The organism is Cedecea sp. AS113 (genome assembly GCF_037152415.1).
Taxonomy (GTDB): Bacteria; Pseudomonadota; Gammaproteobacteria; order Enterobacterales; family Enterobacteriaceae; genus Cedecea.
On sequence record NZ_JBBCMI010000007.1, the window covers coordinates 1 to 14,620 of the forward strand.

A 14,620-nucleotide genomic window follows, 5' to 3' on the forward strand; every position below is an offset into this window, starting at 1 on the left:
CACGGCTGGGACGGAAGTCGCTGTCGTTCTCAAAATCGGTGGAGCTGCATGATAAAGTCATCGGGCATTATCTGAACATAAAACACTATCAATAAGTTGGAGTCATTACCCGCGACATGTAATAAATGTTCGAAGAGAGACGGTTGCTCCCGCCTGCCAGCGGAAAGAGATCCTGAATGTCGCGCAGGGCCTGATATTCCCGCTGCGTGAGTTTTTCCCTTTCTTCTTTCGGCTTGTTTTTAAAAGGTTGCACGCTATCGGGGATCGGCAGGCTCTGGATATGCAGCGGCGACAGCGTCTCTTTATTGCTGGCCCGGGAAGCCAGCTGCGAGATCGGCGTGAACTGCGGCTCATTCAGCGTTTCAATGAACATGCGGCGGAGATAGCGCAGGTTGTCCATCTGATATTCAGATTTGCTTTCAAGCCTGGCGATCACGCTTTCGAGGTGGCTAAGCTGGCTGGTGCGATAGCCGTGGTTGAACAGCGCCCCCTGCTGCCAGAAAAGAAAGGTGATCAGCAAAAAGAGCGACAGAAAGCACACATGGGTGATGCGCAGTGTTTTTACCATCGGCAGACGAATATGGCTAATCAGCGACGTGCTCACGGTGATTCCTTTTTAGGGTGCAAAGGAGAGCGTCAGTGCTTAAGCTGCTGCAAAGGCTTGGGTCTCCCCACCAGATACCCCTGCAGGTATTGGACGCCAAGCTGCAGCAGGATGTCGCGCTGCTCTTCCGTTTCGACATACTCTGCGACGACGCTGAGCTCTCTGGCCGCCGCCAGTTCGCAAATGGACTTCACGATAAGCTTATCCATCACATCGCCGGTGATATCGCGGACAAAGCAACCATCTATCTTAATGATATCCGCCTGCAGCTTCTTCAGGCGCTCATAGTTAGCGTAGCCTGTTCCAAAGTCATCAATAGCAATCTTAAAACCTTTCTCACGCAGCAGGGCAATATTTTGGTTAGAGGTTTCTGAGTTTGAAAATGCCTGCTCTTCCGTCACTTCAATGACGACCGCGCTGGTCGGCACCTTGTAAACGTCAAACTGGGCAATAATCTGCTGGGCAATCTCTTTTTGCATTAGCGTGAGCGGCATCAGATTGACCGAAAAGCGCGTCTGCTGCACGTTGCCTGGGTGCTTTGCAAGCCAGGTCAGCAGCATCTTCATCACCATCATGTCAAAACGGGTGCTGAGGTTAAATTCGGCAACAATCGGAATAAATTTATCCGGGGTGATGTGCTGCCCATCAATCACCAGGCGGCTGAGGATTTCGTGATAGCCCTTCCCTTCGCAGTCGACAATGGGCTGCGCGTAGAGCTGAAAGGCTTCTTCGTCTATTGCCTGCTTAATCTTTTGCAGCAGCAGCACTCGCTCGGTTGTTTGCCCGGAGACCGCCTGCAGCCTGGCATCAAGGCCAAGTACGCGCTGCGTGTCGCTGGCTTTTTCAGCCAGATAGCTTAATTGCCCGAGCATGCGCTGCAGCTCTTTCGGTGAATCCACAATGCCCCAGGAAGCCCCATATTCAATTTCAAGGGTAACATTGTGCCAGGGGATTTTCTTATTATTCAGGTGTTCAACAAAATAGGTAAGCCGGGCTTCTGTTTCGCCTTCCCGTAAAAACAGAAGCAGCTCACTGCCCGGCAGCTGAAATATTTTTTCCCCTTCCAGCAGCCAGGGTTGTAATTCTCTGGCAATGGTTTTCTTGCAGTAAACACGCATCATCATGCCGTAATGTCGGCTAAGAAACTCAAAGTTCGCCATTCTCAGGCAGCAAAGTGCACCGGTTTGAAAGGTCTGAATATGTTCTTCAAGCGCGCGTAAATTAGGTAATTGCGTTAATGGATCGGTCTGCGCCTGGAGATGATAAACACGCTTCATCCATTCATTTTTATGGTATGAAGTGGCCATATACAACAGACATACGGTAAAGGAGATAAAGACTGACAGAATAAAGGAAAGAGCATATTGCGTATTTACGCCCTGCAAAAAACCCGTGTTGTAACTCAATAATACCCATGCCGAAATCCCCCACAACAGAGAAACAGGCCTCGCACCAAGGCGACGGATCCCCAGGGTAAGCAGCACAAAGACTAGCGGAACCAGATAGCCGGCAATCAGTTCACTATGCCACGGCGAACACATCAGCAGCAAATACGCCATCCAGACAACCAGCCAAATCGGCGTATAGAAACGGTTTTTATCCTGCCTGTAGTGCCGGACACAGCGCCGCCAGAAACCGACCGCAAAATGCGGGTTCAACAGCATACGCAGCGGGTAATAGAAAAGCGTTGTAAAGATTAGCGAGGCCACGACAAGGTTCAGCACATCAACAATCATGTAGATAACGGAACCGCCACCAAAGAATGGCGCCAGTTCTGGTGGGTACTCAATCACATTGCCTGTGAGGTACATCAGCAGTTTGATGGTAAACGGGGCGACAAAACCAAGCCAAAAAATACGCTGCCCCATGCCTTTATTGGGCAGCCCAAAACGCCAGCGACGGCCCACGTAGTGGCGGGTAATTAAACTGGCAATCAATAAGGGGAATAGCAGACAGAAAATAAAAGCAACCAGCGGCACAACGGCTAAATCAAGCAGCCAGCTGTAAACAACCAGCGACCCTAGCGTGAGCGGAATAATCGCAGACCGGCCATAAATAATAATCATTGCCATTATAAAGCTGAGCGGCAGATAGGCGAGGTAGGTTTTATGTCCATCAACAACGGTTGTCGGTGAAATATAACGAGAAAAGGGAATGAGAAGTAAACACAGCGCCAGGGAAACCGCTATTTTTTTTATCATCTTGTAAATAATCATAGGCCCTGGTGTTAATTTTATGTGATTGCTTAAAAAGGGTTTTTCGCTGGCAAGGTTACGTTTATTTATTGAGCGAATCAAGTTTCAGGCCTGCACAAAAGCAGAACTTACCCTACAGCAGAAATAATAGAACAAGCGGACATAAGTTGAGGTTTTTTTACCGAGGGTAGCCAAAAGCAGGTGTGTTGGAGTCTGAAAAACAAAAACCCCCGCCGAAGCGAGGGTTCAAATTTTGGTGGAGCTAAGCGGGATCGAACCGCTGACCTCTTGCATGCCATGCAAGCGCTCTCCCAGCTGAGCTATAGCCCCACTGACAGGTGCTGATTTTACGGTACCAAATCTGCTGGTGAAGATTTGGTGGAGCTAAGCGGGATCGAACCGCTGACCTCTTGCATGCCATGCAAGCGCTCTCCCAGCTGAGCTATAGCCCCAAACCGTAAAGACCTTGTCGTGTTGACGGGCGGCATAATATGAAACCCCACATAGCGTGTCAACGGCAATTTGTTCTTCCGCGATCAATCGCCTAAAAAGCCATCGCCTTCGGCAATTCTCGGTTGCATATCATCCCGTTGTAGTTAATTCTGTCACAGTTTCGCGTTAGTCAGTTCAATAAAATGAACCACTAATAAAGCCGTTTCGGTCGCAATGAAAAGGAATCACTGTGCTCAAGGAAAGAATGACACCAGAAGAACTGGCCGTGATCACCGGCTACAGCCGCCAGACCATCAATAAGTGGGTGCGTAAAGAAAATTGGGAGACCTCACCTAAACCCGGCGTTCAGGGAGGAAAAGCGAGGCTTATCCATATAGATGAGCAGGTCAGGGAATTTATCAATAGCACCCGACGAGTGACGGAAAATACAGCCCGCTACAGCACAACGGACGCCACCCTGGAAAATCTACTGCTCAACTCAGTGCAGCAAATGTCCGACAGCGAACAGAAAAAGATGTCTGCCATGCTGCTGCGGGACGGGATTGCCGGTTTACTTGCGCGGTTGGGGATCAGCGATAACGAATAATTGCCCGGCTATTGTCCTGTCGGCGTCAGGAAAAATAAAGGATTACTGATGTTCAAGGAAAAAATGACCGCCGATGAACTGGCGGAGATGACGGGTTACACCCGCCAGACAATTAATAAATGGGTACTAAAACATAACTGGGAAACCAGTAAAAAACGAGGCGTACCGGGTGGTAAAGCAAGATTTGTTTATATCTCCGAGCCGGTGAAAACGTTTCTCTCCAACACCAGCAAAATGAGTGAGAGAGTGGCATCTTATAGCGTCCTTCGAACGCCGCTGGAACAGCTGATGCTAAACACCCTGCGTACCTTATCCGAAGAAGAACAGCATAAAATGACCGAGATCCTTGAGAGTGAAGGCAGCGAAGGTTTGCTCAAGCGACTCGGAATTCAAAAGAATAAGTAAATAAAAAAGCCGGTGACTGAGCACCGGCTTTTTGCATCTACATTTGCGATGTTTACTGCTGAGCTTCACGCTCGCTGATGAAATCGAGCGCTTTATTAATGCGCGCCACGGAGCGCTGTTTGCCAATGGCATGCACGGTGACATCAAGGCCAGGAGACTGACCAGCCCCGGTCACGGCGACACGCAGCGGCATCCCCACTTTCCCCATCCCAACTTCCAGCTCATCAGCAGTAGCCTGTATAGCGTGATGAACGTTTTCTGCAGTCCAGTCGCTCAGCGCTGCCAGCTTGTCTCGCACCACTTCCAGCGGCTGACGCGCTACCGGACGCAGGTGTTTCTTCGCCGCATCGGCATCAAACTCGCTGAAATCTTCGTAGAAGTAGCGGCAGGTCTGCGCCATCTCTTTCAGGGTTTTACAGCGTTCGCCCAGCAGTTTCACCAGCTCAGACAGCTGCGGGCCGTTACGGGTATCAATATTTTCCTGCTCGATGTGCCATTGCAGGTGCGTTGCCACGTACTCTGGCTCCAGCGTATTGATGTAATGGTGGTTCAGCCACTGCAGCTTTTCAGTATTGAAGGCGCTGGCAGACTTGCTTACCGCGTTCAGGCTGAACATCTCAATCATCTCTTCGCGAGAGAAGATTTCCTGGTCACCGTGGGACCAGCCCAGACGCACCAGATAATTGAGCAGCGCTTCCGGCAGATAGCCGTCGTCGCGGTACTGCATCACGCTCACCGCCCCGTGACGCTTGGACAGTTTTTTACCGTCGTCGCCGTTGATCATAGAAACGTGGGCATAAAGCGGAACCGGCGCGTTCAGCGCCTTCAGGATGTTGATCTGGCGCGGCGTGTTGTTGATATGGTCTTCACCACGGATCACGTGGGTGATCTCCATATCCCAGTCGTCCACCACTACGCAGAAGTTGTAAGTTGGGGAACCATCGGTACGGCGAATGATCAGGTCGTCCAGTTCCTGGTTACTGAATTCGATCGGGCCACGGATCTGATCATCAAAGATGACGGAACCTTCCTGCGGGTTGGCGAAACGCACAACGCACGGTTCGTCATCAGCATGATGCTCATGGCTATGGCGGCAGCGACCGTCATAACGAGGTTTCTCGTTATTGGCCATTTGCTCTTCACGCAATGCCTCAAGGCGCTCTTTAGAGCAATAGCACTTATACGCCGTGCCCGCAGCAAGCATTTCGTCGATGGCCTGGTTGTAACGATCAAAACGCTTGGTCTGATAGTACGGGCCCTCATCCCACTGCAGGCTCAGCCAGTTCATCCCGTCCATAATCGCTTCGATGGCTTCCGGGGTTGAACGCTCGAGGTCGGTGTCTTCTATACGCAGCACGAACTCGCCTTTGTTATGACGAGCAAACAGCCAGGAGTAGAGAGCAGTACGGGCACCGCCAACGTGCAGATAGCCTGTTGGGCTTGGCGCAAAGCGAGTTTTGATTTTCATTAAACGGCCTTAGTTACACATATTTGCCGGCAAAGCGGCAATTGCCAGGGAAAATTAACAGGCAACATTCTATCACTGTGCGCTAATTCCTCAATGTTGATGCCTGTAGATAGCGGTAAAGCAGAGAATTTGATGATAAATCAAACGCCAATGCCTGTTTCTTGATCGCATCGTTTAATTTTAAGACGAACGAATAAAAACTTTAGAAAATGCGTTGACTCATTTTCAACTGTCCCTATAATGCGACTCCACAAACCGGGGGTGATTAGCTCAGTTGGTAGAGCATCTCCTTTACACGGAGGGGGTCGGCGGTTCGAGCCCGTCATCACCCACCACTCTTTAGAGTGACCCGGAATGTGAAGTAAGAGATTTAGAGATGGGTGATTAGCTCAGTTGGTAGAGCATCTCCTTTACACGGAGGGGGTCGGCGGTTCGAGCCCGTCATCACCCACCATCTCCTCTTATGAAATTAGCAGTACCGAAGTTTGGGTGATTAGCTCAGTTGGTAGAGCACCTCCTTTACACGGAGGGGGTCGGCGGTTCGAGCCCGTCATCACCCACCATCGGGTCGTTAGCTCAGTTGGTAGAGCAGTTGACTTTTAATCAATTGGTCGCAGGTTCGAATCCTGCACGACCCACCAATGTAGAAAGGCGCCCTAAAGGCGCCTTTTTGCTATCTGCGATTCGGGCAGGGTTCGAGCCTGCAGCAGGTTCGACAAAATCGCTTTTGATTTTGCGCGTCGCTTGCGTCGAGCCCGAAGGGCAATACCATCCTGCACGACCCACCAATGTGGAAAGGCGCCCTAAAAGCGCCTTTTTGCTATCTGCAGTATCTGAGAATCCCATCGTCAAAAAATTATCAACTTCCTCGCCGCCAGGCCGATAACTCCCTTACCATTCCATCAAAGGAGTTATGATGACTACAATATCCAGTAATGCTCTTCAGGGCTCTCAGCTGACCACCGGCACAGCTACCGGGTCCTCTTCTGCCTCCGGCGGCACTGATAACAGCACAGCCTCGCAGATTGCCCAAATCAGCAAAAAAATTACCCAGCTGACGGAGAAACTGAGAGAAGTCTCCAGCACGCCGGATCGTCCAGCTGAAGAGAAAAAGAAACAGGTCGAGTTACTTCAGACCGAGATTAAAATGCTGCAGGCCCAGCTGGCTCAGCTTCAGCGCAAGCAGGCTGAGGAAGCCCAGCAGAAGCAGGAACAGCAGCAGATCAAGGCCACCGGCGTGAACAAACCTTCCGACGATCACCAGATTGATATTTATATCTAGTCGTCCATAAATAGCGGGTCGCCAATCCGGGCCAGGGTTAACAGCCTGGCCTGTTCCCGCACCTCCTGCCAGATAGCTTCAGCCGCACGGGAAAGCGATCGGTTCTTTCGCCTGACCAGCATCAGCTGTCGGTTTATGACCGGCGTTAACCGCTTCACCACCAGCGGTCTCCCTTGTGGCAAAGGCAGCGCCAACGCGGGCAACACACTTAAACCAATCCCAGCTTCTACCATCGGGTACAGCGTTGCGGGGTGCCCAATCTGCTGAACAACGCTCACCTCTATCCCCTGCCGGACAAAAGCCTCATCAATCAACGGGCGGCTGCCCGAGGCATAATCTTGCAGCACCAGCTTTTGCCCCTGTAGCGCCAGCCAGTCAACCTGTTCCACTTTAGCAAACGGATGATCGCTGCGGCACAGCAGCAGAAAAGGCTCAGACAACACCGTTTCACACTCCAGATCGCTAGCCTGAACCGGATCGATAACTACGCCAAAATCAACTTCGCCCTGGCGGATACTCTGCAAAACCCACTGCTGGGAAGCATCATGCAGCATAAATCGAATATTCGGATAAGTCTCCGCGCTGGCAGCGATAGATTGCGGCATCAGGTGCGCGGATAGCGTCTGGCTGGCGGCCACGCGAACCGTGCCGCTAAGCTGATGCCCAACCACGCGAGCATCCAGCAACGTTGTGGTCAGCTCTTCCAGCAGCCGCTCAAGGCGAGGAGCCAGCAACTCTCCCGCAGGCGTAAGCACCACTTCCCTGGTAGTACGGTCAAGCAGCTTCACGCCCAGCTCGGCTTCCAGCTCCTTCAGGCTGTGGCTTACGGCTGACTGGCTAAGACCAATACTCTCCCCTGCCCGACTGAAACTGCCGGCATGGGCTACGGCCACGAACACGCGAAGCTGACGCAGGGAATAATTCATCTATTTTCTTCATCAATGCATTTAATAAATCAATTTTATTTCTGAAATTAGCAGAAACACAATAGCGCCCTTCACCTTTGAGGAATGGCTATGAAATTGCTCCGCATTGTCGACCCCTTTACGTTAACGCTGGTTTGTACCGTCCTGCTGGCCTCTTTCTTCCCGGCACAAGGCAGTTTTGTCGGTTTCGTCGAGGGGCTGACCACCGCCGCCATCGCCTTATTGTTCTTTATGCATGGCGCCAAACTGTCTCGCGAGGCGGTGATCTCCGGCGGCGGCCACTGGCGGCTTCATCTGTGGGTAATGTGCAGCACATTCGTCCTGTTCCCGGTGCTTGGCGTGTTATTTAGCTGGTGGAAACCGGTCAATGTCAGCCCCGAACTTTACAGCGGGTTCCTTTATCTTTGTATTTTGCCCGCCACGGTACAATCGGCCATCGCTTTTACCTCTATTGCCGGGGGCAACGTCGCGGCGGCTATTTGTTCAGCCTCGGCATCAAGCCTGCTGGGCATTTTTCTTTCGCCATTGCTGGTTGGCCTGGTGATGCACGTTCAGGGTGCAAGCGGCAGCCTGCATCAGGTGGGCAGCATTATGCTACAACTCCTGGTACCGTTCGTGGCCGGGCATCTGATGCGGCCCTGGATTGGTGCCTGGGTGGCAAAAAACAAGAAATGGATCGGCAAAACTGACCAAACTTCGATTCTTCTGGTGGTCTATTCCGCCTTTAGTGAAGCCGTGACGCACGGCATCTGGCATAAGGTTGGCGCGGGTTCGCTGCTGTTTATCGTAGCTTCCAGCCTCGTGCTGCTGGCCATTGTGATAGCGGTAAATATCTTTGTGGCGCGGCGCTTTGGCTTTAGCAAAGCGGATGAAATTACGATTGTTTTCTGCGGATCGAAAAAGAGCCTGGCCAACGGGATCCCGATGGCTAATATTCTATTTCCGGTTGCTGCCGTGGGAATGATGGTGCTGCCGCTGATGATCTTCCACCAGATCCAGCTGATGATCTGCGCCGGTATGGCCCGGCGTTACCAAAGAAAAGCGGCTGCAGCCGGTGAAAAACAGGCCGCAGCCATCAGAACCTAGTGCCGCTTGAGGGGCCGGACCAGGTTGTCCAGCCCTTCCACTTTAATCAGCAGCGTCAGGGCCATCAGCTCACCGAGATGGCCCGCGGGGAACTCCCCTTTGCGGGAAAACCACAGCAAATACTCTTCCGGCAAATCAATCAGCATCCGGCCTTTGTATTTACCAAAGGGCATGGCCATGTTGGCTATCTCAATGAGCTGTTCTTTGTCCATTTAGTCACCCAGCAAACGAATCATTTCCGCTTCGTCAATAACCTGAATGCCCAGCTCTTGCGCCTTGACAAGCTTGGAGCCGGCCGCTTCCCCGGCTATGACAAGATCGGTTTTTTTCGACACGCTTCCGGCCACTTTTGCACCGAGCGCGGTCAGCCGGTCTTTGGCTTCGTCACGGGAAAGAATGCTCAGCGAGCCGGTGAGCACCACGGTTTTCCCGGCAAACGGGCTGTCGATCTCTTCCGCTTTGACGACCACAGGCGCAGGCCAATGGACCCCGGCCTCTTCGGTGAGCTGACGGATAACATCCCGGTTGCTCTCTTCGGCAAAGAAGTTAAAGGTATGCGTCGCCACAACAATGCCGACATCCGGCACTTTTTGCAGCTCCTCAATGCTGGCCGAGATAAGCGCATCCAGCGTGCCGAAGTGCGCGGCCAGTCCTGCGGCGGTGGCTTCTCCGACTTCACGAATACCTAAGGCATACAGGAAGCGAGCAAAAGTTGTCTCTTTGGCTTTTTCCAGCGCATCCACAACGTTTTGTGCCGATTTAGGCCCCATGCGATCCAGCCCGGTAAGCTTACCCGCCGTCAGCTTGAACAGATCGGCTGGCGTGTGAACGTACTCTTTCTCCACCAGTTGATCGATGATTTTGTCGCCCATGCCGTCAACGTCCATCGCACGGCGGGACACAAAGTGCTTCAGCGCCTCTTTGCGTTGGGCACCACAAATCAGGCCCCCGGTACAGCGGGCAACAGCTTCGCCTTCCACACGCTCAATGTCTGAACCGCAAACCGGGCACTGCGTTGGGAAGACGATTGCCTGAGTGTCTTCCGGGCGTTCAGACTCCACCACGCCAACAACCTGTGGGATAACATCCCCAGCGCGACGGATCACAACTCTGTCACCAATGCGCAGGCCAAGACGCTCTATCTCATCGGCATTGTGCAACGTCGCGTTGCTTACCAGTACCCCAGCAACCTGCACCGGTTCCAGACGAGCGACGGGCGTAATTGCGCCGGTACGCCCTACCTGGAACTCCACGTCTCGCACGGTGGTCATCTGTTCCTGCGCCGGAAACTTAAACGCAACGGCCCAGCGCGGCGCTCTCGCCACAAAGCCCAGCGTTTCCTGCAGCGCAAGCGAGTCAACTTTGATAACCACGCCGTCAATATCAAAGCCCAGCGTTGGGCGATCGGCCTCTACCTGATGGTAAAACGCCAGCACTTCTTCCGGCGTGCCGCACAGACGGATGCGGTCGCTGACCGGCAATCCCCAGGCCTTAAACTGTTGCAAACGCGCCATGTGGCTGCCTGGCAGCTCACCGCCTTCGAGCAGCCCAACACCGTAGCAGAAGAAGGTCAGCGGGCGTTTAGCGGTAATGCGCGGATCTAACTGGCGCAGCGAGCCTGCCGCCGCATTGCGAGGGTTGGCAAACACTTTCCCGCCAGTACGGCGAGCTTCTTCGTTGATTTTTTCGAATCCTGCCTGCGGCAAGAAAACTTCTCCACGCACCTCAAGGCGACGAGGAATATTGTCTCCGTGGAGTTTAAGCGGTATCGCGCGAATGGTTCGGACGTTAGACGTGATATTTTCACCAGTTGTGCCGTCACCGCGTGTCGCGGCCCGCACAAGAACACCGTCTTCATACAGCAGGCTTACCGCCAGACCATCCAGTTTTAGTTCACAGCAAAACGTCAAAGCATCGCTGCTTTTGAGCCTGTCCAGCACGCGTTTGTTGAACGCCAGGTAGCTTGCTTCATCGAAAACGTTATCGAGGGACAGCATCGGCACTTCATGGCGTACCTGGGTGAACTCGCTCAGCGGCGCAGCACCGACACGCTGGGTCGGTGAATCCTGGGTAATCAATTCCGGATGCGCTTCTTCAAGCGCACGGAGTTCGCGCATCAGCCTGTCGTATTCCGCATCGGGAATTTCGGGATTATCCTGCACATGGTACAGATATTCATGATGGCGAAGCGTGGTTCGCAGGTGGTTAAGTTGTTGTTCGATTGAGTCCATATCGCACCATCAATGATAAAAAACCCCCGACAGGCGGGGGTTTAGGGGGAAGATTCAGGCCGGGATTCAGGCGTTGGCTTCAACAACCTCGCGGATCCTGTCCTGGTACTCGCGCAGCTTTTGCGGAGTCATCATGCGACGCTGATCGTCGAGCACCACGCCACCGACTTCATCGGCGATGTGCTGCGCAGACTGCAGCATCAGCTTAAAGTTTTGCGCTGCATTGCCGTAGGACGGCACCTGCATAAAGATGGTCACGCCTGGCGTGGCGAAATCCGCCATGTTCTCAGGGTCGAAAGACCCAGGTTTAACCATATTCGCCAGGCTAAACAGAACTGGACCGCTGCCATCAGGGCTAAGATGGCGGTGGAAAATATTCATTTCACCAAACTTGAAACCGGCCTGCTGAATGCTGTTCAACAGCAACTCGCCGTTTAACATCGTGCCAGCGTGGGCAGCGACGTTCATCACGATCACCGTCTCTTTTTTCACCGGTGCAGGCTGCGGCACTGGTTCAGCAGCCACAGGCTCTGGCGTTGGTTCCGCAGTGAGCTGTGGTGCAGGCTGAACGGGAGCGACCGGCTGTGGCTCAGGCACTGCCGCCGGAGCTGGCGCAGGAGGTGCGACAGGACGCACTGGTTCAACATGCTGAGGCGCGGGCTCAACGTGGTGCGGGGGAACCGGCTCAGGCTGGCGCGATTGCGGGGCAGGACGAGGTTCTGCTGACGCATACGGCGGCTCATAGTTGTGCTGAGGTGCCTGAGGCTGACGTGGCGCATTCGCTTCACGAGAGGCAGATTCCGGCACGGGCGCAGTACGACGCACGCGCACTTCACCGACGCCTTCTTCTTCCTCATCATCCTCTTCTTCGTATTCGTCACGCTTCGACTTCATACGTTTCAAAGGGCGATCGCGGAACACGGACGAGCGTTCCTTACGACTGGTCCACAGACCGTGAACCAGTAAGGCTATTATGGCGATTGCGCCAACAATGATTAATATCAGACGCAAATCCTGCATCATTATATTCTCTGTTGTTCTAACACCTTGCCACCGCGGCAAACATTTACTCACTAAGAGTATTTGCCCATCTGCTCAAGTGCAAGTGCGAGCACGGTTTTCTCACCATAAAGATAGCGTAAGCGCACCTTTTAGCTGATTTTTCGACCAATTCCTGGCAAGTTTTTCTGAATGCAGTCAGTTATGATAGCGAAGCAGCTAACTGCATTGACCTGATAAGGAGTCTGCTCAGATTATGGTTTCATCTTCCGGAACCCCGCCGCGCAGTGGCGTGTATTATTTTTCCCAGGGCTGGAAACTGGTCCGCGAACCCGGCATCAAGCGTTTCGTCGTGCTGCCGCTGTTGGTCAATATCATCTTGCTTGGTGGCGCTTTTTGGTGGTTATTCACGCGTCTTGATGTCTGGATCCCGTCGATGATGAGCCACGTGCCAGACTGGCTACAATGGCTGAGTTACGTACTCTGGCCACTGGTAACGCTCTCGGTGTTATTGGTGTTTGGTTACTTCTTTTCGACAATCGCAAACTTGATTGCCGCGCCGTTTAGCGGCCTGCTGGCAGAGCAGCTTGAAGCTCGCCTTACGGGCGCAACGCCACCGGATACGGGCGTGCTCGATATAATGAAAGATCTGCCACGCATCATGAAGCGTGAGTGGCAAAAGCTAGCCTGGTATCTGCCGCGCGCGCTAGTCCTGCTTCTGCTCTACTTTATTCCCGGCATTGGCCAAACCGTCGCCCCGGTCTTGTGGTTCTTATTTAGCGCATGGATGTTGGCGATTCAATACTGCGACTACCCTTTTGATAACCATAAAGTGCCGTTCAAACAGATGCGAGTGGCGCTTCGCGAGCAAAAGATCGTCAACATGCAGTTTGGCGCGCTGGTGAGCCTGTTCACACTGATCCCGGTTCTGAACCTGTTTATCATGCCGGTTGCCGTCTGCGGCGCGACGGCCATGTGGGTGGACTGCTATCGGGCAAAACACGCCATGTGGAAATAATGCTCTCATGAAGGGAAGCGGCTTATGCCATGGCTTATTCCATGTTGCATTGGCTTATTTCCCTTCCACATATAGATATGCTATTTCCTTACTTCCGCATATTTCCTGAGCGGGTATGCTGGACCGGTATCCCAAAATTCAGACAGTTAAGGACGAGCCATGAGCAAAATTTATGAAGACAACTCCCTGACAATCGGCCACACGCCGCTGGTTCGCCTGAACCGTATCGGCAACGGACGCATTCTGGCTAAGGTGGAGTCCCGTAACCCAAGCTTTAGCGTCAAATGCCGTATTGGTGCCAACATGATTTGGGATGCCGAAAAACGCGGCGTGCTGAAGCCTGGCGTGGAGTTAGTCGAACCTACCAGTGGCAACACCGGTATCGCTCTGGCCTATGTCGCGGCAGCGCGCGGCTACAAGCTGACGCTGACCATGCCGGAAACCATGAGCATCGAACGCCGTAAGCTGTTAAAAGCGCTGGGTGCAAACCTGGTGCTGACCGAAGGCGCTAAAGGCATGAAAGGTGCCATCCAGAAAGCCGAAGAAATCGTCGCCAGCGACCCGGCTAAATACTTACTGCTTCAGCAGTTCAGCAACCCGGCAAACCCAGAAATTCACGAAAAAACAACCGGCCCGGAAATCTGGGAAGATACCGATGGTGAAGTGGATGTGTTTATCGCCGGCGTCGGTACCGGCGGTACGCTGACGGGCGTCAGCCGCTACATCAAAAATACCAAAGGCAAAACCTCGCTCATTAGCGTGGCGGTAGAGCCAACGGATTCTCCGGTAATTACTCAAGCGCTGGCGGGTGAAGAACTGAAGCCTGGTCCGCATAAAATTCAGGGTATCGGGGCCGGATTTATCCCTGGTAACCTCGATCTGAAGCTTATCGACAAAGTGGTCACTATCAGCAACGACGACGCCATTGCGACCGCTCGCCGCCTGATGGATGAGGAAGGTATTCTCGCGGGTATCTCTTCCGGTGCCGCCGTGGCCGCCGCGCTGAAACTTCAGGAAGACGAAGCCTTTACCAATAAGAATATTGTGGTTATCCTTCCGTCCTCCGGGGAGCGCTATTTGAGTACTGCTTTGTTTGCCGATCTGTTCACTGAGAAAGAACTGCAACAGTAATGCCAGTATTTGATATATGCTTAAAAAAGCACCCGTGAGGGTGCTTTTTTGTGGCCTGCATCAAACTTTCACCCTCATCGGCATTGCGCTTACCCCCGCAGGTCTGGTATTTAACCAGCAATTATTTTGATGCGCGAAATTAATCAAGCTGTGAGATGCGCCTGCTGAATCGATTTAACGATTTGGTGCCTATCTGGTTTTCACGGCATAATGATGAAGAATCTGTGAAACGCTGT

The 14,620-nt window shown here is 52.8% G+C and carries 14 protein-coding genes and 6 tRNA genes; 11 read left to right on the top strand and 9 right to left on the bottom strand.

Translation table 11 applies throughout. The features are described 5' to 3' along the window. The coding region (locus WFN87_RS10015; RefSeq protein WP_000306640.1) for an IS1 family transposase at positions 1-95 on the top strand (95 nt) is incomplete at its 5' end. Here the strand turns inward: WFN87_RS10015 and WFN87_RS10020 are convergent. The 4 genes from WFN87_RS10020 to WFN87_RS10035 form a co-directional block, all read right to left on the bottom strand. Then, entirely contained in the window at positions 89-604 is a 516-nt protein-coding gene (locus WFN87_RS10020) for a hypothetical protein (protein WP_336982117.1), read from the bottom strand. The two genes, WFN87_RS10015 and WFN87_RS10020, sit on opposite strands and share 7 nt — an antisense overlap. 32 nt (positions 605-636) lie before the next feature. Further along, a complete protein-coding gene (locus WFN87_RS10025; protein WP_336982115.1) occupies positions 637-2,820 on the bottom strand; it encodes a sensor domain-containing phosphodiesterase in 2,184 nt (727 codons plus the stop codon). Between the two features lie 233 nt (positions 2,821-3,053). After that, positions 3,054-3,129 (bottom strand) — tRNA-Ala (locus WFN87_RS10030). Positions 3,130-3,175: 46 nt separating this feature from the next. After that, positions 3,176-3,251: transfer RNA gene (locus tag WFN87_RS10035), tRNA-Ala, on the bottom strand. A 230-nt stretch (positions 3,252-3,481) separates the two neighbouring features. Here WFN87_RS10035 and WFN87_RS10040 point away from each other — a divergent pair. Both WFN87_RS10040 and WFN87_RS10045 read left to right on the top strand, forming a co-directional pair. Next, positions 3,482-3,838 (top strand): YfeC-like transcriptional regulator, encoded by a 357-nt coding sequence (locus WFN87_RS10040; RefSeq protein ID WP_166990751.1) that lies wholly within the window; start codon positions 3,482-3,484, stop codon positions 3,836-3,838. Positions 3,839-3,886: 48 nt separating this feature from the next. Further along, entirely contained in the window at positions 3,887-4,243 is a 357-nt protein-coding gene (locus tag WFN87_RS10045) for a YfeC-like transcriptional regulator (RefSeq protein ID WP_008459606.1), read from the top strand. A gap of 52 nt (positions 4,244-4,295) precedes the next feature. Here WFN87_RS10045 and gltX read toward each other — a convergent pair whose 3' ends face one another. Beyond that, a complete protein-coding gene (gltX, locus tag WFN87_RS10050) occupies positions 4,296-5,711 on the bottom strand; it encodes a glutamate--tRNA ligase (RefSeq protein ID WP_008459604.1) in 1,416 nt (471 codons plus the stop codon). Positions 5,712-5,970: 259 nt separating this feature from the next. Here gltX and WFN87_RS10055 point away from each other — a divergent pair. The 5 genes from WFN87_RS10055 to WFN87_RS10075 all read left to right on the top strand — a co-directional run bounded on the left by WFN87_RS10055 (position 5,971) and on the right by WFN87_RS10075 (position 6,993). Then, positions 5,971-6,046, top strand: a tRNA-Val gene (locus WFN87_RS10055). A gap of 43 nt (positions 6,047-6,089) precedes the next feature. Then, a tRNA-Val gene (locus tag WFN87_RS10060) sits at positions 6,090-6,165 on the top strand. 33 nt (positions 6,166-6,198) lie between these two features. After that, positions 6,199-6,274, top strand: a tRNA-Val gene (locus tag WFN87_RS10065). A 2-nt stretch (positions 6,275-6,276) separates the two neighbouring features. Further along, positions 6,277-6,352, top strand: a tRNA-Lys gene (locus WFN87_RS10070). 275 nt (positions 6,353-6,627) lie between these two features. Next, positions 6,628-6,993: a FlxA-like family protein gene (locus WFN87_RS10075; RefSeq protein ID WP_008459602.1), complete on the top strand. Its 366-nt coding sequence runs from the start codon at positions 6,628-6,630 to the stop codon at positions 6,991-6,993. Here the strand turns inward: WFN87_RS10075 and WFN87_RS10080 are convergent. Beyond that, positions 6,990-7,919 (bottom strand): LysR family transcriptional regulator, encoded by a 930-nt coding sequence (locus tag WFN87_RS10080; protein WP_336982112.1) that lies wholly within the window; start codon positions 7,917-7,919, stop codon positions 6,990-6,992. The genes WFN87_RS10075 and WFN87_RS10080 overlap by 4 nt on opposite strands. Positions 7,920-8,009: 90 nt before the next feature. On the opposite strand from WFN87_RS10080, the gene WFN87_RS10085 reads away from it, so the two are divergent. Continuing rightward, on the top strand, positions 8,010-9,005 hold the full coding sequence (locus tag WFN87_RS10085; protein ID WP_336982110.1) for a bile acid:sodium symporter family protein: 996 nt from the start codon (positions 8,010-8,012) through the stop codon (positions 9,003-9,005). Here the strand turns inward: WFN87_RS10085 and WFN87_RS10090 are convergent. From WFN87_RS10090 to zipA, 3 genes are all read right to left on the bottom strand, one after another. After that, on the bottom strand, positions 9,002-9,217 hold the full coding sequence (locus WFN87_RS10090; RefSeq protein WP_336982108.1) for a DUF3820 family protein: 216 nt from the start codon (positions 9,215-9,217) through the stop codon (positions 9,002-9,004). The two genes, WFN87_RS10085 and WFN87_RS10090, sit on opposite strands and share 4 nt — an antisense overlap. Further along, the gene (gene ligA, locus WFN87_RS10095; protein WP_336982106.1) at positions 9,218-11,236 is read right to left on the bottom strand and encodes an NAD-dependent DNA ligase LigA; all 2,019 of its coding nucleotides are present in this window, start codon (positions 11,234-11,236) and stop codon (positions 9,218-9,220) included. It lies immediately after the preceding gene. 66 nt (positions 11,237-11,302) lie between these two features. Further along, positions 11,303-12,259, bottom strand: coding sequence for a cell division protein ZipA (gene zipA, locus WFN87_RS10100; RefSeq protein WP_336982104.1), 957 nt, complete (start codon positions 12,257-12,259; stop codon positions 11,303-11,305). A 232-nt stretch (positions 12,260-12,491) separates the two neighbouring features. Between zipA and cysZ the strand changes: the two genes are divergently transcribed. Continuing rightward, positions 12,492-13,253 (top strand): sulfate transporter CysZ, encoded by a 762-nt coding sequence (gene cysZ, locus WFN87_RS10105; protein WP_008459591.1) that lies wholly within the window; start codon positions 12,492-12,494, stop codon positions 13,251-13,253. A 159-nt stretch (positions 13,254-13,412) separates the two neighbouring features. Beyond that, entirely contained in the window at positions 13,413-14,384 is a 972-nt protein-coding gene (gene cysK / locus WFN87_RS10110) for a cysteine synthase A (protein WP_008459590.1), read from the top strand. The last annotated feature ends 236 nt before the right edge of the window (positions 14,385-14,620 follow it).